Below are 20,888 nucleotides of genomic sequence, written 5' to 3' on the forward strand. Positions count from 1 at the left end.
ATTAAGGGGAGGTCACAATTATGTTGAACGAAAGGTATTATATAGGTATGCTGATTCAAACAGACAGGGAATCACATGACCACTCCACAGACAGAAGCGCTGCATGAAGAGGCCGTAGGGCTTGATGCGCGCCCGCTTGGCGAGGTGGCGGAATTGCTTCTGGAGGGTCAGGTCGCGGCGGCGCAATCGGTGCGCGGCGGGATGGGCTCCATAGTTAACGGTGCGCGCGCCATGGCGGAGGCGATCCGCTCCGGCGGCACGCTTTATTATATAGCGGCCGGATCTTCGGGGTTGATGGCCGCAGCCGATGCGCAGGAGTTGGGGGGGACCTTCTCCATTCCCCATGCACAGATTCAAATTCACATGGCGGGCGGTCTGCCGACTGGGCCGGAAATGCCCGGCGGGACGGAGGATGAGACCGCAGCACTGGATGTTTTGCTGCAAGATCTGCGCCCGCAAGACACGATCATCACCGTCTCTGCCAGCGGCACGACGCCCTACACTGTGGCGGCGGCGCGGATCGCGAAGGCGCAGGGCGCGGCGGTCATTGCCATTTCCAACAATCGCGGCGCGCCGCTTTTCGATCACGCCGATCACGCGATTTGCGCCGAAAGCCCGCCGGAAGTGCTGTCCGGCTCGACCCGGATGGGCGCGGGCACGGCGCAGAAGATCGCGCTCAATATGCTGTCTACGCTGATGGCGGTGGATCTGGGTCATGTCCATGACGGGATGATGGTCAACCTCAGGGCAGACAATCAGAAATTGCGCGCGCGGGCGCTGGCGACGGTCAGCCGGATCGCCGATGTCGAGGAGGATATCGCGGCACGGGCGCTCGATGCGGCAGGGGGCGAGGTCAAAGCCGCCATCCTGATCGCCACAGGTGTTGCCTCGCCCGAGGTGGCCCGCGCAAAGTTAGAACAGGCCAATGGCCGGTTGCGTGCCGCTCTGGCGCGCTAAGTAAGTTTAAAAAGGGAGGTCAAACATGACAACAAACATTCTCAAACTGGCACTTGCGACGACGGCGCTGGTTGCGACCAGCGCGCAGGCGCAGGACGTGACGCTGACCATCGAAAGCTGGCGCAATGACGATCTGACATTGTGGCAGGACCAGATTATCCCGGCCTTCGAGGCCGCCAATCCGGGGATCAAACTGAACTTCACCCCGTCCTCGCCGCCGGAATACAACGCCGTGCTGAACTCCAAGCTGGAGGCAGGCTCGGCGGGGGACATCATCACCTGTCGCCCGTTTGACGCCTCGCTGGCGCTCTTCGAGACGGGCCATCTCGCCGATCTGAGCGATATGGAGGCGATGGCGAATTTCTCCGATGTGGCGAAATCCGCATGGCAGACCGATGATGGCGCGACGACCTTCTGCATCCCGATGGCCTCTGTGATCCACGGGTTCCTCTACAATACCGAGATTTTTGAGGAACTGGGGCTGGAGCCGCCGACCACGGAAGACGAATTCTTCGCCCTGCTCGACACCATCAAGGAAGACGGCACCTATATCCCCATGGCCATGGGCGTGAACGACCAGTGGGAAGCCGCGACGATGGGCTACCAGAATATCGGCCCGACCTATTGGAAGGGGGAAGAAGGCCGTCTCGCGCTGATCGCGGGCGAGCAGAAGCTGACCGATGAGCAGTGGACCGCACCTTTCGCGACCCTCGCCCGCTGGGCCGACTATCTCGGCGATGGCTATGAAGCGCAGACCTATCCGGACAGCCAGAACATCTTCACCCTCGGCCGCGCGGCGATTTTCCCGGCCGGGTCCTGGGAGATCGCAGGCTTCAACACTCAAGCCGACTTCGAAATGGGCGCGTTCAAGCCGCCTGTGCTGAATGAGGGCGACACCTGCTACATCTCGGATCACACCGATATCGGGATCGGCATGAACGCCAACACCGAGAACCCGGAGGCCGCCCGCACCTTCCTGACATGGGTGGCCAGCCCCGAGTTCGCCGAGATTTTTGGCAATTCGGTGCCGGGCTTCTTCCCGCTGTCGAACACGCCGGTGGAGCTTGAAGATCCGGTGGCGCGCGAAATGGTCGGCTGGCGCGATGAGTGCGAAAGCACGATCCGCTCGACCTATCAGATCCTGTCGCGCGGCACGCCGAACCTCGAAAATGAAACCTGGGGGGCCTCCGTTGCCGCGATCAAAGGCACGTCCACCCCGGAAGAGCTGGGCCAGGAACTGCAAGACGGCCTGTCGAGCTGGTACGAGCCGCAGCAATAACGCGGCCTTAGCCCCACATAACCCGGTCGCCGCGTGCGCGGCCGGGCCCATATTCGGAGAGAATTATGAAACCCGCGCGAACCCGCTGGCATATCCTCGTATTTCTTGCGCCAGCCGTCATTGTTTATACCGCTGTGATGATCTTCCCGCTCATCAACACGCTGCGTCTCGCGCTTTACACGCGCGTCGATCAGGAGCGCGTCTTTGTCGGGCTGGAAAATTTCCGCACCCTGTTTTTCGACCCGCTCTGGGCCGAACAGTTCTGGAATGCGCTTGGCAATAACTTCTGGTTTTTCCTCATTCATATGCTGGTGCAGAACCCCATCGGGATCGCGCTCGCGGCGCTTCTGAGCCACCCGCGCCTGCGCTTTGCCGCACTCTACCGCTCGGCGATCTTCATCCCGACGATCCTGTCCTTCGTGATTGTCGGCTTTGCGTGGAAACTGATCCTCTCGCCGATCTGGGGCATTGCGCCGACCATGCTCGACTGGGTCGGCCTCAAATCCCTCTTCGCGCCCTGGCTTGGCCGCGAGGAAACCGCGCTGACGACGCTCGCGCTGGTCTCTGTCTGGCAGTTTGTCGGCATCCCGATGATGCTGATCTATGCGGCGCTCCTGACCATCCCCGAAGAAATTCTCGAAGCGGGGGAAGTCGACGGGATCACCGGCATGGCGGCCTTCTGGAAGATCAAACTGCCGCTCATCCTGCCCTCGATCGGGATCATTTCGATCCTGACCTTCGTCGGCAATTTCAACGCCTTCGATCTGATCTACGCCGCGCAAGGCGCGCTGGCAGGGCCGGATTTCTCGACCGATATTCTCGGCACCTTCATGTATCGCACCTTCTTCGGCTTCCAGCTTCAGCTGGGCGACCCGCATATGGGCTCGGCCATCGCCGGCGCCATGTTCGCGATCATCCTTGTCGGTGTCTGTCTCTATCTTTTCGGCATCCAGACCCGGATGCGCCGCTACCAGCTTTAAGGAGGGCATGATGAACAAAGCTCGTTCCAATCCGCTGAGCACCGCGCTGATGCATGGTGCCCTGATCATCTACACGCTGATCGCGCTGTTCCCGGTCTTTGTGATCCTGATCAACAGCTTCAAGGACCGCCGCTCCATCTTCCGTGAGCCGCTGGCCCTGCCGAACGCCGAGAGCTTCTCGATGATCGGCTACGAGACGGTGATGAAACAGGGGGATTTCTTCCTCTATTTCCAGAACTCGATGATCGTGACCATCGGCTCGCTCTTCTTAGTGCTGCTCTTCGGCGCGATGGCGGCCTATGCGCTCTCGGAATACCGCTTCCGCGGCAACATGCTGATGGGGCTTTATCTGGCGCTCGGCATCATGATCCCGATCCGCATCGGCACCGTCGCGATCCTCGAAATGATGGTCGCCACGGGGCTGGTGAACACCCTCTGGGCGCTGATCCTCGTCTATACCGCGCAGGGCTTGCCGCTTGCCGTGTTCATCCTCTCGGAGTTCATGCGGCAGGTCTCGGATGATCTCAAAAACGCGGGCCGGATCGACGGGCTCTCGGAATACACCATCTTCTTCCGCCTCGTCCTGCCGTTGGTGCGTCCGGCCATGGCCACGGTGGCCGTGTTCAACATGATCCCGATCTGGAATGATCTGTGGTTCCCGCTGATCCTCGCGCCGTCGGAAGAAACCAAAACCCTCACCCTCGGCAGCCAGGTCTTTATCGGCCAGTTCGTGACCGACTGGAACGCCGTCCTTTCGGCGCTCTCCATGGCGATCCTGCCGGTGCTGATCCTCTATGTGATCTTCTCGCGGCAACTGATCCGCGGCATCACCTCGGGGGCCGTGAAATGATCAAAGTGCTGATCATTGGCATGGGGACGATGGGCCGCTCGCACGCGCTGGCCCATCACGAGGACCCGGATGTGGAGATCGTCGGCCTCGTCAACCGCTCGCCGGTGCGGTTGCCGAAACCCTTCCACGCCTACCCGCTCTTCACCAGTTTCGAGGATGGGATGGAGACCAAGCCCGACCTCGTGGTGATCGCGACCCATACGGACAGCCACGCGGATTACGCCTGCGCGGCGATGGAGGCCGGGGCGCATGTGTTCGTGGAAAAGCCGCTCGCCAGCACCGTCGCGGATGCGCAGCGCGTGGTCGAGACGGCCAAACGCACCGGGCGCAAACTCGTCGTCGGCTATATCCTGCGCCATCATCCCTCATGGATGCGGCTCATCAAGGAAGCCCGCGCCCTTGGCGGCCCCTATGTGTTCCGCCTCAACCTCAACCAGCAATCGAGCGGCGATGAGTGGGAGGTCCATAAGGAGATTATGGAAACCACCTCGCCCATCGTCGATTGCGGGGTGCATTATGTTGATGTGATGTGCCAGATCACCGACGCGAAGCCCGTTAAAGTCAACGGCATGGGCCTGCGACTTACGGACGAAATTGCCGAAGACATGTTCAATTACGGGCAGTTTCAGGTGACCTTCGCCGATGGCTCTTGCGGCTGGTATGAGGTCGGCTGGGGCCCGATGATCTCGGAGACGGCGTTTTTCGTTAAAGACATCGTCAGCCCGAAAGGCGCGGTGTCCATCGTCGATACCGGGCGCACCCGCTCTGCCGATGTGGATGGCCACACCCGCGTGGGCTTCATCCGCGTCCACACCCCCTCGGGCGACCGGCTGATCGACATGCCGGACGAGCCCGATCACCAATCCCTTTGTAATGCCGAACAGGCCTATATCCTTCGCGCGATCAAGGATGATCTCGATCTCAGCGGCCATATGAACGACGCCGTTCAGTCGCTGGCGATCTGCCTTGCCGCCGATCAAAGCATTCGCACCGGCCAGCCGGTTGCCCTTGAGGAGACTTTATCATGACCGCTCTCACCCTGAACAATGTGAACAAATCCTTCGGCGAGGTGCATGTCCTCAAAGACATCAATCTGGAGGTGCAGGAGGGCGAATTTACCGTCTTCGTAGGCCCGTCCGGCTGCGGCAAATCCACCCTGCTGCGCGTGATCGCGGGGCTGGAGGATGCAAGCTCCGGCGAGATTTTCATCGGCGGTGAGCAGGTGAATGTCACCCCGCCGTCGAAGCGCGGCATCGCCATGGTGTTCCAGTCCTATGCGCTTTACCCGCATCTCAATGTGCGCGGCAACATGACCCTCGCGCTCAAGCAGGAGGGGCAGTCCAAAGCGGTGATCGAAGAGCGGGTCGAGAAAGCCTCGAACATGCTCGATCTTGGTCGTTATCTGGACCGGTTCCCTTCGGAGCTGTCTGGCGGTCAGCGCCAGCGCGTCGCCATTGGCCGCGCGATTGTCCGCGAGCCGAAGCTGTTCCTCTTTGACGAACCGCTCTCGAACCTCGACGCGGCGCTGCGCATGAACACGCGGATCGAGATTGCCAATCTGCACCGCCAGCTTGGTGCGTCGATGATCTATGTGACCCATGACCAGACCGAGGCCATGACCCTCGCCGACAAGATCGTCGTGCTGCGGGACGGCCGGGTCGAGCAGATCGGCAGCCCGATGGAGCTTTACAACAACCCGGCGAACCAATTCGTGGCCGGGTTCCTCGGCTCGCCCTCGATGAATTTCTTCCCGGCGAGTGTGGTCGCGGGCGGCGATGGCCGCACCATGGGCGTGCGCCCCGAGGATCTGTTTCTCGCCGATGACGGGCCGCTCTCGGCGCGGGTCAGCCATGTGGAGAAACTCGGCGGGGACACCAATGTCATTGCGGATATCGCCGAGCACCAGATCACCGCGCGGCTTTTCGGCCAGCACGCGGTCGGGGAAGGCGAGGAGCTGCGTTTCGGCTTCCGCCCCGAGAGCGCCTATTATTTCGACGCGGAAGGTCAGCGGTTGCAGTAAGCGGCGGCGTGCGCTCGCGCTTCGCGGGCGCGTTCGTCGCAAGGAAAAGACCAGCGCAGCGAGAGCCGCGCTGGTCTTTAAGGTTTGCGCACAGAGCGTTATTTTAAAACGGATAATCCGGAACGTCGTCGTTCACCGTCACCCATTGCCATTGGCTGTATTCCTCCAGCACCCCCGGCCCACCAGAGCGCGCGCCATTGCCCGACGCACCCATACCGCCGATGGGGCCGAACACTTCATGCACCACGGTCTGATCGTTGATATGGACGATCCCCGTGCGAAGCTGTTTCGACAGCGCCATCGCGCGGGCTTGGTTGCGGGTGAAGAGCGAAGTCGCAAGGCCGTAATCGACGCCATTGGCGAGCGCGATAGCCTCGTCATCGGTCTTGAACGGGATGATCGGCGCGACCGGGCCGAAGATTTCCTGAGTGTAGATCGGCATGTCGGGCGTCACATCCGACAGCACGGTCGGCGTGAAATTCAGCCCGTCCCGCGCGCCGCCGGCCAGCACCTTCGCGCCCATCTCCACCGACTCCGTCATCAGCGCTTCGGCGCGGGCGGCTTGGGTGTCGTTGATCATCGGGCCGAGATGGCACATATCCACCGCCGGGTTGCCGACATGGAGCGATTTCGCCTTCTCCGCCAGCTTGGTCGCATAGGCCTCCGCCACACTTTCATGGACGAGATGGCGGCCAATGGTGAAGCAGATCTGCCCCTGATGGAAAAACGCGCCGAAGGCTGTCGCGGAGACCGCGCGGTCGAGATCGGCGTCCTCGAAGATGATCGCCGCGTTGTTGCCGCCGAGTTCCAGCGAGACCTTTTTGAGCTGCTCGCCTGCCACGGCGCCGATTTTGCGGCCCGTCGCGGTGGAGCCGGTGAAGGACACCATATTGACGTTGGGATCGGCGACCAGCGCCGCGCCGGTCTCCGCGCCGCCGGGCAGAACGCCGACAACACCCGCGGGAACGCCCGCCAGTTCAAACAGCTTGGCGACAAGATAGCCGCCGCAGACCGGCGTTTGCAGATCCGGTTTCAGCACGCAGGCATTGCCCATGGCGAGCGCCGGGAGCATCACCCGTGCCGCAAGGATAAAGGGCGAATTCCACGGCGTGATCACCGCGACAACCCCAAGCGGCACGCGGCGCGCATAAGAGGCGCGGTTATGCTCGGAGGCGAGAATATGCCCGGCGGGCTGGCCGCAGAGCGCAGCGGTTTCAATGGCTTCGCGGGCGGAGGTCATGATCTCAAACGGCGCTTTGGGCGGGATGGAACCCGTCTCGCGGATGATCCACGCGCCGATCTCCTCGGCATGGTCCTCGCAAAGCTGCGCGAATTTGCGCAGCACATCGCCGCGCGCGACCGGCGAGAAAGCGGCCCATTCCTGCTGGGCCTTTGCGGCCTTGGCGCAAACGTCAGCCACATCCGCCGCGCTTGCCATACCGCCCATAAACAAGACCTCGCCTGTGGCTTTCTCGGTCACATCCACCGTATCCGATGCCGGACGAAACGCGCCGTCATAAAGCGCGCCCGCAGCGGTTTCGGGCAAAATGCTGCCCTCTTTGATCAACTCATAGTGGCTCATGGGGTCCTCCCGAACATGCTCTGGCCTCGGCCAGTTCTGGTTACATCACGGCGCGGCAGCGCGCTGGCGATGTCCTAAATCACCGACACCGCGCGCCACAAGAATTTGGCGCAAGATGGGGCGAAAAGGTTTCATAAGTGTCTCCGCCCGCAAATATTGCCCCATCAAAACGGCCGCACCATCCATGGCAGCAGAATGACCATGGTGATCACCAGCGCCGAGGCGAGGATATAGGGCGCAACGAGTTTGGAGAGCCGCGTGATCGGAATGTCCGACAGCGCGGCGGCGATATAAAGCCCGGTGCCGACCGGCGGCGTGAGCAGCCCCAGCACCAGCGTCAGCGACATGACGACACCGAATTGGATCGGGTCGATGCCGTATTGCGTGGTGGCGACCGGGAGCAGGATCGGCGTCAGGATGATGAGCGCGGCGATCCCGTCGAGGAACATTCCAACGACGAGAAGGGCGAGCGCGATCAAGATCATAAAGAGGATCGGGTCGCCCGTGAGCGAGACGATGAAAGCCGCGACCGCTTGCGGGATCTGGTTGAAGGTCAGCACCCATCCGAAGACTTTCGCCGCCATGATCAGGAAGAGGACAATGGCGGTGTTGGTCACGGTCCGGTCGATGATGGCGGGGATGCGGCGGAGCGGCAATTCGCGGAAGACCGCCGCGCCGAAGAAGAGGGCCACGACGATGGCGACGGCGGCGCTTTCGGTAGGGGTGAAGATGCCCCAACTGATGCCGCCGATGATGGTGAGCGGGATCAGCAGCGTCGCGAGGCCGGGCAGGGTGGCTTTGAGTTTCGAGCCGGTCGGCAGCGGCGCGCCGGGATGGCCCGCGATGCGGTTGCGGCCCGCTTGCCAAAGGGCGATGGCGAGGATCAGCCCAAACAGGACCAGCCCCGGCACGATCCCGGCCATGAACATATCGGCAATCGAGACCTGCGCGATCACGCCGTAAATGATGAACACCATCGAGGGCGGGATGATGGGGCCGAGGAGACCCGCGCTGGCCGTGATCGCAGCCGCATAGCCGCGCTGATAGCCGTCCTTCTCCATCTCCGGCACGACGACGCGGGACATCACCGCCATTTGCGCCGCCGCCGAGCCCATGATGGCGGCGAGGGCGAGGTTGGAGACGAGGTTCACGATCACGAGGTTATGGGGCAGGCGCGTCAGCCAGACGCGGGCGGCAATGATGATCCGGCGCGTCAGCCCGCTTTCATTCATGATTTCGCCCAGAAGGACGAAGAGCGGGATCGCGAGCAGGTCGAAATTCTCGACGGAGCCGAAGAGGATTTGCGGCAGCGCGTTCAGGATTTGCAGATTGCCGCTGGCGATCACGAACACCATGGTCGCGGCGAGCAGAACGAAGGCAATCGGCATCGCCATCAGCATCAGCGAGACGAAGGAGAGCGCGGTCATGGCTGAACCTCCATGGCGCGCGCGGATTTGGTGTCTTTTGCCGCGAGCGTGTTGGCGAGATCGGCGGCGACATGGATCAGCGCGAAGAGCGAAAAGATCGGGACGATCCAGAAGAAAGGGGATTTCGGCCAACCGGTTGTGATGATTTGTTCAAACGCGACCACGGGGGAATTGACCCATTTTATGGAACTCCAGAGCAGCACCGCAAGGATGAGCGCGATGCCGCTATAGGTGACAATCGCGGTGATCCGGCGGAGGCGTTCGGAGAGCAGATCCGTCACCAGCGTTACGCCGATTTGGGTGCGGTCGTGGATGGTGATTGAGGTCGCGGTGAAGGCGAGCCAGACGAGCAGGATCGCGGCCAGTTCCTCGGCAAAAACCATCGGGCGGCCGATCACATAGCGCATGGCGACATTGACGACGATGAGGCCGACAAAGGCGAGCACCAAGAGGCGGCTGGCCCAGCGTTCAAGCCGGACCAGCCCGTTCGAGAGGGCGGTGAGCCAGCTCATTCGCCCTCGATATCCGCGATGAAGCGCTGGATGATCTCGTCACTTGAGAAACTGTCGCGAACGGCTTGATTTGCCTCGGCAAAGACCTCTGCACCGTTCTCAAGTGTCGCGATCTCGACCTTGCCTTCCAGCGCGGCGAGATTGGCGGTTTCCGCCTCAACCTGCTGCGCCGTGCCCCAGGCCAGCGCCTCGTCGGAGACGGCTTTGAAGGCGGCGCGCTCCTCATCCGTGAGAGACTCCCAGGTCGATTTACTCAGCACCATCACCGCCGGGAAGGGCATGTGATTGGTGATGGTGAGGCCCTTGGCCACCTCGTCGAATTTCAGGCCGACCATGGCGTCAAGGTCGATGTCGATCCCGTCGAGCAGACCGCTTTGCAGGCCCTGATAGACCTCTGTGAGGTTAACGGGCGTCGGCACCGCGCCGATGGTCTCCCACCATGTTTTCATCGCCGGGAAGGGCACGATCCGCATTTTTTGCCGGGTCAGATCCTCGGGGCTGGTGGCGGGCGCCTCCTTCATCAGAATGTGGCGCTGACCCGCGAAGGTGTAGCCAAGCCCGACGAGGCCCGCCTGATCGAGTTGATCAAGCATTTCCTTTGCTGCCGGGCTGTCTGCCGCCTCGGCGGCGGCGCTCACATCTTCAAAGAGATAGGGCGTGAACCAGCCTTGCAGCGACGGCGCGCGCAGGCTCGTGATCGCGCCGGTCATCAGCCCGGCATCGAGCAGACCGCTCGACATTTGCTGGAACATTTCCTGCTCCACCCCGAGCTGACCCGCCGGGAAAATCGCGAGGCTGAGCGCGCCATCCGACTCCTCGGGCAGCTTCTCGGCCATGCGCTGTGCGACCTTCGTCCAGACATGGCTGGGCGGCGTGATCAGCCCCATGCGAAGCTCGCGCGCCTCGCTCGCGCTGGCCGTCGAGATAAGCGCCGTTGAGGCCAGAGCCGCGAGCAGAGTGCGGCGTGTGATGGTTAAAATCGACATGAAATTCCTCCCTCAATGTCGTCCTGATTACATGGCATCGGGCTGACGCATCGGATGGGCGTCAGCGAATTCTGGCAGCGCCTCGCAAGCGGCGTGAACGGCGCGGAGGCGCGGATAGGGGGTGGTGTCGAGGCCGAAGCGGTCCGCCGAAAACATCTGCGGCACGAGGCAGATCTCGGCGAGGCCGGGCGTGTCGCCGAAGACGAAATCGCCGCCGTGATCCTGCGCTGCCGCGATGGCTTCGCAGGCGGCGAGACCTTCGGCGATCCAGTGCTGACACCACGCATCTGCGCCTTTCTGATCAAGGCCGTATTCGGATTTGATGAAGTTCAGCACACGCAGATTTTGCAGCGGATGGATCTCGCAGGCGATGATCTGGGCGAAAGCGCGGACCTGCGCGCAGGCGGTCGCGCCGGCGGGCAGGAGCGGCGGGTCCGGGAAGGTCTCGTCGAGCCATTCGAGGATGGCCATGGACTGGGCCAGTTTCGTTTTGCCCGTATCGAGCACCGGCACGAGGCCTTGCGGGTTCATTTCCAGAAAATCCGGCGTCTTATGCGCGCCCTCCCGCAGCCCGACCGAGACAAACTCCGGCTCCAACCCCTTGAGGTTGAACGCAATCCGGCAGCGATAGGCCGAAGAGGAGCGAAAGTAGCCGTAAAAGCGCATTACTTGGGCGCTCCGACGGTGAGGGTGACCGGATCGAGACCGGTGATCTCGCCGCGCAATTCCGCACCGGGGCGGACCGAGCCAACACCCGCAGGTGTGCCGGTGTAGATAATGTCGCCGGGCGCGAGGTGATAGTAATGCGACAGGTCCGCGACGATCTCCGGGACCGACCAGATGAGGTCCGAGAGCTTGGCCTCCTGCCGCAGATCGCCATCGACGCGAAGCTCGATCGCCTGATCGCCGATCTTGCCAAAATCCGCCGCCTTGGTGATCGGCGCAATGACCGAGCTGCCCTCCACATCTTTCCCGAGATCCCAGGGACGGCCCTTTTCCCGCGCGACCAGTTGCAGGTCGCGGCGGGTCATGTCGAGCCCGGCGGCATAGCCGTAAACCGCCTCCATCGCCGCGCTCACCGAGAGGTTGAAGGCCGGGGCGCCAATGGCGATCACCAGTTCCATTTCATAGTGAAAATTGTCAGTGCCGGGCGGGTAGGGGTAGGTTTTGCCCGTCGGCAGGATCGTCAGCGCGGATTTGGTGAAGTAGAACGGCGCTTCGCGGTCCACCGCGACGCCCATTTCCGCCGCATGGGCCGCGTAATTGCGCCCGACGCAGAAAATGCGGTGCACGGGATAGGCGGCGTCCTCCCCGTTGACCGGGACGGTGGGCCATGCGGGGGAGGGGAAAAGGGTCTTACTCATTACTGTATGTCCTTGAGTCATAGTGAACAATGCGCGGGATCAAAGCGGCGGGCAGGTCGCGCAGACGGCCCCCGGCGTCGAGATCGAGCGCGGCGCGCCATAAAGTTTCAGCGCGGCGTTGCGGCGTGTCTCTAGCGGTCAGGGTGCGGCCGTTCAGCGTCACACGGCATTGCCAATCTGCATCGCTCAGATCGCGCCAGACGACATTAAGGTGAATATCGGCATGCACGGCGAGATGGCGCAGCGCCCGCTCGGGCAGGGTTTCGGCGAGATCGAGGGCGGCGGGCCCGGTTGCCGCGCGCTCGCTCTTTTGGCCGGTGGCGTCCTCCAAGGCTTGCGCAAGTTCGCGGGCGTTGAGCGCGGTCGCCGCGATGATCCGTCGGCGCGACCAGCCAGGCCGGGCGGAGGGCTCCCATAGAGCATCTACTTCAAGATCGTTCAGTAAGCGCTTGAAATAGGCAGCGCCGCGCCGCGCGAGGTCGAGCGCTTCCGCCGGGGCCGACGCCGCATCATAGCGCGCGCCGCCGCCTTGCCGCGCCCGCAGCGCGTCGCGGGCCGCTGTCAGTGTCGCACTCACTTCTGCGTCTCCGGCTCGACGAAACTGCGCTGGAAATTCAGCCGCTCGATGATGGGCGCGTCGGAGAAGCGGAAGAGGTCGAAACCCGTTTCCGCCTGAAACGACCATGCGGTCCAGGACGGGATCACGAAGATATCGCCTGTCTCCAGCTTGGTCGTTTCGCCATTCAGCACGACCGCGCCGCGCCCTTCGAAGACCTGAAAAACAGATGCGCCGACCTCGCGCCGCGTGACGGTCTCCACACCGTCGCGCAAGCGGTGGAATTCGGCGCGGATGGTGGACATCACATCGCCGCCGGTGGTCGGGTTCACATAGCGAATGGCGGCGTGGCCTTGGGCGACGGTGGCGGGATGGCCCTCCTCCTCAAGCAGCAATTGCTCGTTCAGGGCGCGATCCGTGAATTCCCAGCGATAGGCGCCGATGGGGCTGGAGACGGTGTTTTGCAATTGTGAGAGCGGGCGCAGGCCGGGATGGCACCAGAGCCGCTCGCCGCGGGAGAATTGCGGGGTGGCATAGTCGGTCACGCGGTCTGCGCCGAACTCGAAGAACCCCACATCATTCTGAAAACTAAACGGAATATCGAGACCGTCGAGCCACGCCATGGGCTGGTCGGTGTCGTTGTGATGGCCGTGGAAACACCAGCCGGGGGTCAGCAGTAGATCGCCGCGGCTCATCCGTACCGGATCGCCATTGACCACGGTCCAGACCCCTTCACCCTCCACCACAAAGCGGAACGCATTTTGAGAGTGTCGATGCTCCGGCGCGGTTTCGCGCGGGCCAAGATACTGGATGGCGCACCAGAGCGTCGGCGAAATATAGGTCGCGCCGCCGAGGCCGGGATTGGCGAGGCCAAGCGCGCGCCGCTCGCCGCCGCGCCCGACGGGCACGAGATCGCCAGCCTGCTTCGCCAGCGGATAGAGATCGGACCATTTCCAGATATGGGGGAGAGCCTGCGGGCGCGGATGGCGCGGCATCAGATCGCCAAGCTGCGTCCAGAGCGGGTTCACGTGATTCGCGGCGAAGCCTTCATAGAGCCGCCGCAGTTCCGGCGTGTCCTCTGGCTGCATGGCATTCTCCATGGCGGCGCTCCCTCCAAGCTACTCCCTGCTTATATAATGTGCATACTTATCATAAGTATGCTTGTAAATACACTTGTTGCCTTCCGGTTAACAAACCTTAGGATCACGCAATGACTCAGATTTATGACCTTCCTGGGCACCTCATCCGGCGCCTGCATCAGATTTCTGTCGCCGTCTTCGCGGCGGAGACGCGGGCGGCGGGTTATGACCTGACCCCTGTGCAATATGGCGCGCTCTCGACCTTGCGCGATCATCCGGGCATTGATCAGGCCACGCTGGCCGGGCTGATTGCCCATGACCGGGTAACGATTGGCGGGGTGATTTCACGGCTGGAAAGCCGGGGCTATGTGGAGCGCAAGGTGCGGGATGACGACCGCCGCGCGCGTGCGCTGACCCTGACGGAGAAGGGCGGCGAGCTGCTGGACACGATCCGGCCCGCGGTCCTCTCCACGCAGGATCAGATCATGGCGGCGCTCAGCGAGGAAGATCAGAAAGAGTTCATGCGTCTGATGCGCATCCTCACCGAGACCGGCAACCAGTTCAGCCGTGCGCCGCTCGAAAAAGCGCAGGCGAAGCCGGGCAAAACCTAGGCGTAACGCAGCGCGGAGAGGGCCATGGCGAGGAGCCAGGCCAGCACGGTCGCGGCGATGGTGTAGCGCCCATTCCAGCGAAACCCGACGACCGTGGGCGGCTGCCCGATAGGCCGGGCGGCGAGGCGCACCGAGGCGGAGAGCGGCGAGATCCCGGCAGCGATGGACCAGGAATACAGCGCCGTCAGCGCGATATCGAGGGTTTGCAGCCCGTGTCCGGGAAGCTGCGCGGCGGTGCCGACGAAGAGCGTGACCGAGACGATGGGGTTCAGCCCGAGGATCGAGGTCAGCACGATAAAGAGATAGCCGAAAAAGAGCAGCCAGCCGGAACCGAAACCGAGGCTTTCAATGGCGGCGCCGAGGCTTTCGCCGTCGATGAGCGGCACCAGCATCATGCCAAGCGCGCCCGAGGCGGCGAAGATGGTGATTTCCGAGCGCATATCCGACAGGCGCGGCAGGCTGGTGCGGGTGAACTGGCGGGCGCCTGCGGGCAGCAACCAGTCGCGCCGCTCGCTGCGCTGCTGGAGACCATGCCAGAGGATCGCGAGGGCGGGCGCGAGCAGGAGGATGGCGCTGATCATGCTGATCTCCAGCCATGTGCCGAGCAGCCCGCCGAGGATCGGCAGCATCGCGACGAGACCGACCAGTTTGAGCAAGACACCGGGATCGCGGGTTTTCTTGACACTGGCGGGTCTTGCGGGGCGGGGGAAGCTCAGCCGGTCGACGCTCCAGCCGAGGAGCAAGAGGCAGGCCGCCAGCACCGCGCCGAAGGGCAGGATGCCGAGCCATGTGAGGGTGGGCAGGCCCGCCATCACTAGCGGCATGGCGATGGAGGTGGGCGACCAGAGCGGGACCGAGACCACGCCGCGCAAGGAGGCCAGCGTCATGCGCTCCATGCGGATCATCGCGACCTTGTCGCCGGAGACGGCGCGCGCGTTCTCGACGCCGCGGGCGATCAGGCTGCCAAGGAGGCCAACCGCGCCGAGGCTCAGCAGCACACCAAGAAGCGCGCCGCCGCCGGTCAGCACGGAATAGCGGCGACCGGGCGGCTGGTTGAGCAGCATGGCGCTGCAACGCAGGATGAAGGGGGAGCTTCCGGCCACGTCCTGCAAGAGCCCCAGCGAGAGGACGAAGAAACCGAGATAAAGGCCGCGGTCCAGCGCGCTGTGCAGATCGGCCATGGTGATCAGGCCGAGCGCGGGCAGGGCGATGGCGAGGACCAGCACGACGCTCACCATCAGCCGCGCGCTCCCGACCAGCCGCCGCCATTCGAGCGCGATAAAGCCGAGAAGCGCAGCGCTGCCGGGGAGCCAGGCTTGCGAGTCCTCGGTCAGGATGATCACGGCGGCGCTGACGCCGACGATGACCAGCGCGGCGATGGCCGCCCAATGACGCAGGCCGGGTTTGGCGGGCAAGGCGCTGGCCGGGGTGCTGGGTGTCTCTTGGCTTGGCGAGTGGCAACAGCCCATGAAAACCTCACTTGATCAAATCGAGTGGCGCGCCGCCCCGAGACGCACCTGAAAAACGCAGGAAAGCGCCCCGTTGGGGGAGCCGTGGGACGCTGTCGCCGCGAGGATGCGGCGCGCGTCTTGGGGTGTTCTGTCGGTGCATTGGGGCGCTCCGAGAAAGGGGGATGCGGGCAGGTTTTCCGCCCGCATCGCAAGATGTTACAGCTTGTCGTTCAACTCCGGCACGGCCTCGAAAAGATCCGCGACGAGGCCGTAATCCGCGATCTGAAAGATTGGCGCGTCCTCATCCTTGTTGATGGCGACGATGACTTTACTGTCCTTCATCCCGGCGAGGTGCTGGATCGCGCCGGAAATGCCGATGGCCATGTAAAGCTCCGGGGCGACGATCTTGCCGGTCTGGCCGACCTGCCAGTCATTCGGGGCAAAGCCGCTATCGACCGCCGCGCGCGAGGCACCAACCGCCGCACCGAGCTTGTCCGCCAGCTTTTCGATCAGCGCGAAGTTCTCTTCAGAGCCGACACCGCGCCCGCCCGAAACCACACGGCCCGCGGAGGTCAGTTCGGGACGATCACTCTCGGCCACCTCATCGGCGACCCAGCCCGACAGCGCCGGATCTTCCGCCGCCGCCTGATCTTCGACCGGCGCGCTGCCGCCATCGCCCGCGGCATCGAAACTCGCCGTGCGGATGGTCAGCACCTTTTTCGGATCCTTCGATTTCACCGTCTGAATCGCGTTGCCTGCATAGACGGGACGCTTGAAGCTGTCTCCATCCACCACTTCGGACACGTCCGAGATGATCATCACATCGAGAAGCGCGGCGACGCGCGGCATGATGTTTTTCGCATCGGTGGTGGCGGGCGCGGCGATATGGTCGAACCCATCCGCGAGGCTCACGATGAGCGCTGCCGTCGGCTCGGCAAGGCGGTGGCCGTAACGGTCATCCTCGGCGACGAGCACCTTGGCGACGCCGTCAATCGTCGCGGCCTGCTCCCCGGCGGCTTTGGCAGAGGCACCGGCGCAGAGCACCGTCACATCGCCCAAACCCTTGACCGCGCTCACGGCTTTCGCCGTTGCGTCCCGGTTCAACTCCCCATTGGTCACTTCAGCCAGCAAAAGAACAGCCATCACAGCACCCCGTTTTCTTTGAGTTTCGACACCAGCTCATCGACCGAGCTAACCTTGATCCCGGCGCTGCGCTCTGCGGGCTCCTCCGTGTGGGTGATCTCCAGACGCGGGCTCACATCAACGCCATAATCCGCTGCGGTTTTCTCCTCCATCGGCTTTTTCTTCGCCTTCATGATGTTAGGGAGCGACGCATAGCGCGGCTCGTTGAGACGCAGATCGGTGGTGACAATCGCGGGCAGCTTCACCTCGATGGTCTGCAATCCGCCATCCACCTCACGCGTGACCTTTGCCGCGTCGCCCTCGATCTCCACTTTGCTCGCAAAGGTCGCCTGACCCCAGCCGAGCAGCGCAGCGAGCATCTGGCCGGTCGCGTTCATGTCGTTGTCGATGGCCTGTTTGCCCGCCAGCACCAGCTTGGGCGCTTCGGCGTCAATCACGGCGTTGAGGATTTTCGCCACGGCGAGCGGCTCGATATCCTGATGCACATCATCCGCTGCGACCACGAGAATGGCGCGATCCGCACCCATGGCGAGCGCCGTGCGGAGCGTCTCCTGCGCCTGTTTGACGCCGATGGAGACCGCGACGACTTCCTCCGCGACACCCTTTTCCTTGAGCCGCACCGCTTCTTCCACGGCGATCTCATCGAACGGGTTCATGGACATTTTGACATTCGCCAGATCGATGCCGGAACCGTCCGACTTCACCTTGGCTTTGACGTTGTAATCAATCACCCTTTTGACGGGCACGAGAATTTTCATAATGCACTCCTTTTCTTAGTGGATCTGGATGGCGGCGGCGCGATTGAGCGCCGTGGCGATCTCTGTTTCAAGCTGGCCGACGATCTTGGCGAGCGGCGCCATTTCGGTGACCGCCCCAAGGCTTTGCCCGGCGGACAGCACCCCCCGGCTGACATCGCCGCTTTCATAGGCGCGGCGCCCGATCTGGCCGCTGATGAGGGGCATCAGCTCCGCCAGCCCCACATCGGGGCGCGCGGTCTCCAGCGCGTGAAGTTCGGCCATGGTCTCATTGGCGAGCGCGCGGACCGTGTTGCGGATGCTGTGCATCCCAAGGGCCGTGTCCGTTTCCTGCGCGTCGATCAGGCATTGTTTGTAATTGTCATGGGCCCAGATCTCGTCGGCGACGAGAAAGCGCGTGCCGATGACCGCGCCCGCGCCGCCCATGGCGAGGATCGCGGCAATCTGCGCGCCGGTGCCAACGCCGCCGCCGATGAGCCAGGGGATGGTCAGCCGCCGCTCCGCGAGGCCCGCATTGACGAAGCTGCCAATCATTTCGAGCCCCGGATGCCCGCCACATTCCGCGCCGACGATGCTGACCGCATCGACGCCGATCTCCTCGGCCTTTTGCGCATGGCGCAGGCTTGCGACCTTGTGCAGCACGGTGATCCCGGCCTCCCGCGCAATGGGCAGATAGGGGGCGGGGCTGCGGCCCGAGGTTTCGATGAACCGCACGCCCTCGTCGGCGACGAGGCGGAACACCTCTTCGGTCCGGTCGCCCTCAATGAGTTTCGGGATCATCGAGATGTTGACGCCGAAGGGGTTGCCCTCTGCCAAGTCGCGACAGCGGCGGATCTCGGCGCGAAGCTGGCCCGGCTCCGGGAAACTCGCGGCGGTGATGAAGCCGATGATGCCCGCCCGCGCGGCGGCGGCGACGTAATCGGCATTGGAGAGCCACATCAGCCCGCCCGCGACGATGGGAAGGCGTGTGCCGAAAAGCCGGGTGATATCCGTCTCGATCCGCATCATCTTACACACTCTCCCTGCCGGAAATGGCGTTGAAATCCGGCGCGCGCTTGGCCTTGAACGCGGCGATCCCCTCGACCACTTCCGTGCCACCAAGCGCCGTCGCCATGGCGCGTTTTTCGTTCTCAAGCTGGCCGATGAAGTCTTCCTCTCCTGCCTGATTGAGCAAAGAGAGGATGACGCTTTGTGCCGTGCGCGCACCGGTCGCAAGCTCAGCCGCGAGGGTCAGCGCCGCTGCACGCGCGCAGCCCGGTTCCGCCAGTCGGTTGACCACGCCCAGTTCCGCCAGACGTGATGCGGCGACCGGTTCGCCTAAAAGGCAGATCTCCGCCGCCATTTGCGGGGGCAGGGCGCGGGCGAGTGAGGCCGTCGCGCCGCCATCCGGCACGAGGCCGATTTTCACATAGGCCATAGTGAACCGCGCATTTTCTGCCGCGACCAGCAGATCGGCGGCAAAGGCCAGTGACGCGCCCGCGCCTGCCGCGCCGCCCTCAATCGCCGCAATGACGGGTTTGGGGGAGCGGCGCACGGCGCGGATCATGCTGTGGAGCGCTTCGATCTTCTCCGCGCGCTCCGCCTCCGGCAGCGAGGCCCGTTCCGCAAGGGCATCGAGATCGCCGCCCGCGCAGAAAAACCCGCCCGCGCCTTCAATGACGATATTGGCAATCTCGGGATCGGTTGCGGCTTCTGTCATCGCGTCCATCAGCCCCTGATAAATCGCCGGACTCAGCGCGTTGCGCCGTTCGGGACGGTTCAGCGTGAGCAGCACTGTCGGCCCGTGGCGGGCGACGAGAAGATCGGTCTCGCTCATTTTTTGCCTATAATCTTGAAGCTGGTATGGCCGGTCGCCAGAAGCCGCCCGGCATCGTCTTTCAGTTCCGCTTCGGCGAATTTCACGCTGCGGCCCCCGCCAACGACGCGGCCCGTGGCGACGACGCGGCCCTCCGAGACCCCGGAGAGGAAATTCACCGACAGCGTCATGGTGACGAGCGCCGCGTCGATATCACCGATCTCGTTGCGAATGGCGATGCCGCAAGCGTTGTCGAGCAGCATGGAGACGAAGCCCCCATGCAAGAGCCCGACACGGTTGAGATGCTGCGGGCCGACCTCAAGGGAACAGGCGCCGCCGCGCCCCTCGGTGAGGGACGAGCGGTAGCCCACGAGATCACAGGCGCCCGAAAAATCAATCGGAAGCCGATCATCCGGCGCGGTCGTCTCTGCGTGCGGCGCCCGGTCCATCACGCCACCTCTTGCGCTGGCGCGCCTTCATGCAGCGTGAGGATGCGCATGATGTGGTCGTTCTGATCGCCGAGCTGGTGGTCGATCATGACAAGGCGCTTGGCGTAATGCGCGCCGGGATATTCCCATGTCATGCCGATCCCGCCGTGAAGCTGAATGGCTTCTTCGGAGATGTGGCGACCGGCGCGGCCAATGAGGTTTTTCGCCATCGACACCGTGCGCGCCTGTGTGTCGCTGCCATAGCCTGCAACAGCGGCGATGGTGATCGAGCGCGCCTGTTCCAGCTCCACCAGCATATCGACAACGCGGTGCTGGAGCGCCTGGAAGCTCGCGATCTCGCGGCCAAACTGCTTGCGCTGTTTCATGTAGTCGACGGTGAGGTCGATCAGATGAGACATTGCGCCCACGGCTTCGGCGCAAAGCGCGATACGGCCGAGATCCAGCGCGTCCTCAATGGCGTCCTGCGCATTGGTGGAAAGGCAGGTCGCGCTCAGATCGTCCAGCACAAGATCCGCGATCCCGCCGCCATCGACCATAGCGGCCTGAATGAGTTCGGGGCTTTTGCTGAGAAAGAGGCCTAGGCCCTCATCTGTGCGGGCGACGATCAGCAGATGCTCCGCACCCGGCGCGCCATAGATGGACGCTTTGTGGCCGCTGAGTTTCCACTGATCGCCATCCTTGCGGGCGGTGGCCTTGAGCTGGCTCAGATCGCTGGAAACGCCCGGCTCGTAGACAGCGAGCGCGCAGCGGGTCGTCCCGGCGACGATGCTTTCGACGAGATCCGCATCGCCAAATTCGGCGAGCAGGCGCAGGCCGAGAAGCGTGCCCAGCATAGGCTCGGCGCAGAGCGCGCGGCCGATTTCCTCGAACACGACCGCCACATCTTCGGCAGTGCCGCCGAAACCGCCCTGATCCTCGCTGATGAAGGAGCCGATCACGCCCAATTCGGCAAGGCTCGCCCATGTGTCCGGCGCGTGATAGGGCGCGGTATAGGCTTTGGCGTTGCGGGTTTCGATGTCATATTGATCTGCCAGAAACCGCCGCAGCGAGTCCGACAGCATCTGATGGTCTTCGGAAAGTTGGAAATTCATG

Annotated in this window: 22 protein-coding genes; 7 read left to right on the forward strand and 15 right to left on the reverse strand. The window is 63.3% G+C overall.

Annotation, left to right across the window (positions count from 1 at the left end; all coding sequences use genetic code 11):
* Positions 1–75: 75 nt before the first annotated feature.
* From ACMA5I_RS04465 to ACMA5I_RS04490, 6 genes are all read left to right on the forward strand, one after another.
* Positions 76–957 (forward strand): N-acetylmuramic acid 6-phosphate etherase, encoded by an 882-nt coding sequence (locus ACMA5I_RS04465; protein ID WP_525885034.1) that lies wholly within the window; start codon positions 76–78, stop codon positions 955–957.
* Positions 958–982: 25 nt separating this feature from the next.
* Positions 983–2,236 (forward strand): ABC transporter substrate-binding protein, encoded by a 1,254-nt coding sequence (locus tag ACMA5I_RS04470; protein WP_525885035.1) that lies wholly within the window; start codon positions 983–985, stop codon positions 2,234–2,236.
* A gap of 65 nt (positions 2,237–2,301) precedes the next feature.
* Positions 2,302–3,216: a carbohydrate ABC transporter permease gene (locus ACMA5I_RS04475; protein ID WP_525885036.1), complete on the forward strand. Its 915-nt coding sequence runs from the start codon at positions 2,302–2,304 to the stop codon at positions 3,214–3,216.
* A 10-nt stretch (positions 3,217–3,226) separates the two neighbouring features.
* Positions 3,227–4,066 (forward strand): carbohydrate ABC transporter permease, encoded by an 840-nt coding sequence (locus ACMA5I_RS04480; RefSeq protein WP_525885037.1) that lies wholly within the window; start codon positions 3,227–3,229, stop codon positions 4,064–4,066.
* The gene (locus tag ACMA5I_RS04485; RefSeq protein WP_525885038.1) at positions 4,063–5,094 is read left to right on the forward strand and encodes a Gfo/Idh/MocA family protein; all 1,032 of its coding nucleotides are present in this window, start codon (positions 4,063–4,065) and stop codon (positions 5,092–5,094) included. Before ACMA5I_RS04480 ends, ACMA5I_RS04485 begins: the two co-directional genes overlap by 4 nt.
* The gene (locus ACMA5I_RS04490) at positions 5,091–6,086 is read left to right on the forward strand and encodes an ABC transporter ATP-binding protein (RefSeq protein WP_525885039.1); all 996 of its coding nucleotides are present in this window, start codon (positions 5,091–5,093) and stop codon (positions 6,084–6,086) included. The genes ACMA5I_RS04485 and ACMA5I_RS04490 overlap by 4 nt, the downstream gene beginning before the upstream one ends.
* Positions 6,087–6,189: 103 nt before the next feature.
* Here the strand turns inward: ACMA5I_RS04490 and ACMA5I_RS04495 are convergent, their stop codons facing one another.
* From ACMA5I_RS04495 to ACMA5I_RS04530, 8 genes are all read right to left on the reverse strand, one after another.
* Positions 6,190–7,668, reverse strand: a complete 1,479-nt coding sequence (locus ACMA5I_RS04495; protein ID WP_525885040.1) for a benzaldehyde dehydrogenase — start codon at positions 7,666–7,668, stop codon at positions 6,190–6,192.
* Between the two features lie 164 nt (positions 7,669–7,832).
* The gene (locus tag ACMA5I_RS04500; RefSeq protein WP_525885041.1) at positions 7,833–9,095 is read right to left on the reverse strand and encodes a TRAP transporter large permease; all 1,263 of its coding nucleotides are present in this window, start codon (positions 9,093–9,095) and stop codon (positions 7,833–7,835) included.
* Positions 9,092–9,607, reverse strand: coding sequence for a TRAP transporter small permease (locus ACMA5I_RS04505; RefSeq protein WP_525885042.1), 516 nt, complete (start codon positions 9,605–9,607; stop codon positions 9,092–9,094). Before ACMA5I_RS04505 ends, ACMA5I_RS04500 begins: the two co-directional genes overlap by 4 nt.
* Positions 9,604–10,593: a TRAP transporter substrate-binding protein gene (locus ACMA5I_RS04510; protein ID WP_525885043.1), complete on the reverse strand. Its 990-nt coding sequence runs from the start codon at positions 10,591–10,593 to the stop codon at positions 9,604–9,606. The genes ACMA5I_RS04505 and ACMA5I_RS04510 overlap by 4 nt, the downstream gene beginning before the upstream one ends.
* A 27-nt stretch (positions 10,594–10,620) precedes the next feature.
* Entirely contained in the window at positions 10,621–11,259 is a 639-nt protein-coding gene (gene maiA, locus ACMA5I_RS04515; RefSeq protein ID WP_525885044.1) for a maleylacetoacetate isomerase, read from the reverse strand.
* Positions 11,259–11,957 carry a fumarylacetoacetate hydrolase family protein gene (locus ACMA5I_RS04520; RefSeq protein ID WP_525885045.1) on the reverse strand — a complete coding sequence of 233 codons (699 nt, stop codon included), beginning with the start codon at positions 11,955–11,957 and terminating at the stop codon, positions 11,259–11,261. Before ACMA5I_RS04520 ends, maiA begins: the two co-directional genes overlap by 1 nt.
* On the reverse strand, positions 11,950–12,534 hold the full coding sequence (locus ACMA5I_RS04525; RefSeq protein WP_525885046.1) for a maleylpyruvate isomerase N-terminal domain-containing protein: 585 nt from the start codon (positions 12,532–12,534) through the stop codon (positions 11,950–11,952). Before ACMA5I_RS04525 ends, ACMA5I_RS04520 begins: the two co-directional genes overlap by 8 nt.
* Complete coding sequence (locus ACMA5I_RS04530) at positions 12,531–13,613, reverse strand: cupin domain-containing protein (protein WP_525885047.1); 1,083 nt, start codon at positions 13,611–13,613, stop codon at positions 12,531–12,533. Before ACMA5I_RS04530 ends, ACMA5I_RS04525 begins: the two co-directional genes overlap by 4 nt.
* A gap of 110 nt (positions 13,614–13,723) precedes the next feature.
* On the opposite strand from ACMA5I_RS04530, the gene ACMA5I_RS04535 reads away from it, so the two are divergent.
* A complete protein-coding gene (locus ACMA5I_RS04535) occupies positions 13,724–14,203 on the forward strand; it encodes a MarR family winged helix-turn-helix transcriptional regulator (protein ID WP_525885048.1) in 480 nt (159 codons plus the stop codon).
* On the opposite strand, the gene ACMA5I_RS04540 is transcribed toward ACMA5I_RS04535, so the two are convergent.
* From ACMA5I_RS04540 to ACMA5I_RS04570, 7 genes are all read right to left on the reverse strand, one after another.
* Positions 14,200–15,672, reverse strand: a complete 1,473-nt coding sequence (locus tag ACMA5I_RS04540; protein WP_525885049.1) for a hypothetical protein — start codon at positions 15,670–15,672, stop codon at positions 14,200–14,202. The genes ACMA5I_RS04535 and ACMA5I_RS04540 overlap by 4 nt on opposite strands.
* A gap of 198 nt (positions 15,673–15,870) precedes the next feature.
* A complete protein-coding gene (locus ACMA5I_RS04545) occupies positions 15,871–16,797 on the reverse strand; it encodes an electron transfer flavoprotein subunit alpha/FixB family protein (RefSeq protein ID WP_525885050.1) in 927 nt (308 codons plus the stop codon).
* Positions 16,797–17,555 carry an electron transfer flavoprotein subunit beta/FixA family protein gene (locus tag ACMA5I_RS04550; RefSeq protein ID WP_525885051.1) on the reverse strand — a complete coding sequence of 253 codons (759 nt, stop codon included), beginning with the start codon at positions 17,553–17,555 and terminating at the stop codon, positions 16,797–16,799. Before ACMA5I_RS04550 ends, ACMA5I_RS04545 begins: the two co-directional genes overlap by 1 nt.
* A gap of 15 nt (positions 17,556–17,570) precedes the next feature.
* On the reverse strand, positions 17,571–18,560 hold the full coding sequence (locus tag ACMA5I_RS04555; RefSeq protein WP_525885052.1) for an NAD(P)H-dependent flavin oxidoreductase: 990 nt from the start codon (positions 18,558–18,560) through the stop codon (positions 17,571–17,573).
* A 1-nt stretch (position 18,561) separates the two neighbouring features.
* The gene (locus tag ACMA5I_RS04560) at positions 18,562–19,368 is read right to left on the reverse strand and encodes an oxepin-CoA hydrolase, alternative type (protein WP_525885053.1); all 807 of its coding nucleotides are present in this window, start codon (positions 19,366–19,368) and stop codon (positions 18,562–18,564) included.
* Positions 19,365–19,796 (reverse strand): PaaI family thioesterase, encoded by a 432-nt coding sequence (locus ACMA5I_RS04565; RefSeq protein ID WP_525885054.1) that lies wholly within the window; start codon positions 19,794–19,796, stop codon positions 19,365–19,367. The genes ACMA5I_RS04560 and ACMA5I_RS04565 overlap by 4 nt, the downstream gene beginning before the upstream one ends.
* The gene (locus ACMA5I_RS04570) at positions 19,796–20,887 is read right to left on the reverse strand and encodes an acyl-CoA dehydrogenase family protein (RefSeq protein ID WP_525885055.1); all 1,092 of its coding nucleotides are present in this window, start codon (positions 20,885–20,887) and stop codon (positions 19,796–19,798) included. Before ACMA5I_RS04570 ends, ACMA5I_RS04565 begins: the two co-directional genes overlap by 1 nt.
* Position 20,888 lies beyond the last annotated feature (1 nt).

The sequence above is a fragment of the Jujubicoccus corallicola genome, from assembly GCF_047345645.1.
Lineage (GTDB): Bacteria > Pseudomonadota > Alphaproteobacteria > Rhodobacterales > Rhodobacteraceae > JBLEFH01.

What these genes read in the sequence shown, in the direction of transcription:
- ACMA5I_RS04570 (WP_525885055.1), bottom strand. Translation starts at nt 20,887, where the DNA reads ATGAATTTCCAACTTTCCGAAGACCATCAGATGCTGTCGGACTCGCTG.
- ACMA5I_RS04490 (WP_525885039.1), top strand. Translation starts at nt 5,091, where the DNA reads ATGACCGCTCTCACCCTGAACAATGTGAACAAATCCTTCGGCGAGGTG.
- ACMA5I_RS04470 (WP_525885035.1), top strand. Translation starts at nt 983, where the DNA reads ATGACAACAAACATTCTCAAACTGGCACTTGCGACGACGGCGCTGGTT.
- ACMA5I_RS04480 (WP_525885037.1), top strand. Translation starts at nt 3,227, where the DNA reads ATGAACAAAGCTCGTTCCAATCCGCTGAGCACCGCGCTGATGCATGGT.
- ACMA5I_RS04520 (WP_525885045.1), bottom strand. Translation starts at nt 11,957, where the DNA reads ATGAGTAAGACCCTTTTCCCCTCCCCCGCATGGCCCACCGTCCCGGTC.
- ACMA5I_RS04495 (WP_525885040.1), bottom strand. Translation starts at nt 7,668, where the DNA reads ATGAGCCACTATGAGTTGATCAAAGAGGGCAGCATTTTGCCCGAAACC.
- ACMA5I_RS04560 (WP_525885053.1), bottom strand. Translation starts at nt 19,368, where the DNA reads ATGAGCGAGACCGATCTTCTCGTCGCCCGCCACGGGCCGACAGTGCTG.
- ACMA5I_RS04555 (WP_525885052.1), bottom strand. Translation starts at nt 18,560, where the DNA reads ATGATGCGGATCGAGACGGATATCACCCGGCTTTTCGGCACACGCCTT.
- ACMA5I_RS04530 (WP_525885047.1), bottom strand. Translation starts at nt 13,613, where the DNA reads ATGGAGAATGCCATGCAGCCAGAGGACACGCCGGAACTGCGGCGGCTC.
- ACMA5I_RS04550 (WP_525885051.1), bottom strand. Translation starts at nt 17,555, where the DNA reads ATGAAAATTCTCGTGCCCGTCAAAAGGGTGATTGATTACAACGTCAAA.
- ACMA5I_RS04540 (WP_525885049.1), bottom strand. Translation starts at nt 15,672, where the DNA reads ATGGGCTGTTGCCACTCGCCAAGCCAAGAGACACCCAGCACCCCGGCC.
- ACMA5I_RS04510 (WP_525885043.1), bottom strand. Translation starts at nt 10,593, where the DNA reads ATGTCGATTTTAACCATCACACGCCGCACTCTGCTCGCGGCTCTGGCC.
- ACMA5I_RS04500 (WP_525885041.1), bottom strand. Translation starts at nt 9,095, where the DNA reads ATGACCGCGCTCTCCTTCGTCTCGCTGATGCTGATGGCGATGCCGATT.
- ACMA5I_RS04465 (WP_525885034.1), top strand. Translation starts at nt 76, where the DNA reads ATGACCACTCCACAGACAGAAGCGCTGCATGAAGAGGCCGTAGGGCTT.
- ACMA5I_RS04565 (WP_525885054.1), bottom strand. Translation starts at nt 19,796, where the DNA reads ATGGACCGGGCGCCGCACGCAGAGACGACCGCGCCGGATGATCGGCTT.
- ACMA5I_RS04535 (WP_525885048.1), top strand. Translation starts at nt 13,724, where the DNA reads ATGACTCAGATTTATGACCTTCCTGGGCACCTCATCCGGCGCCTGCAT.
- maiA (WP_525885044.1), bottom strand. Translation starts at nt 11,259, where the DNA reads ATGCGCTTTTACGGCTACTTTCGCTCCTCTTCGGCCTATCGCTGCCGG.
- ACMA5I_RS04485 (WP_525885038.1), top strand. Translation starts at nt 4,063, where the DNA reads ATGATCAAAGTGCTGATCATTGGCATGGGGACGATGGGCCGCTCGCAC.
- ACMA5I_RS04475 (WP_525885036.1), top strand. Translation starts at nt 2,302, where the DNA reads ATGAAACCCGCGCGAACCCGCTGGCATATCCTCGTATTTCTTGCGCCA.
- ACMA5I_RS04545 (WP_525885050.1), bottom strand. Translation starts at nt 16,797, where the DNA reads ATGGCTGTTCTTTTGCTGGCTGAAGTGACCAATGGGGAGTTGAACCGG.
- ACMA5I_RS04505 (WP_525885042.1), bottom strand. Translation starts at nt 9,607, where the DNA reads ATGAGCTGGCTCACCGCCCTCTCGAACGGGCTGGTCCGGCTTGAACGC.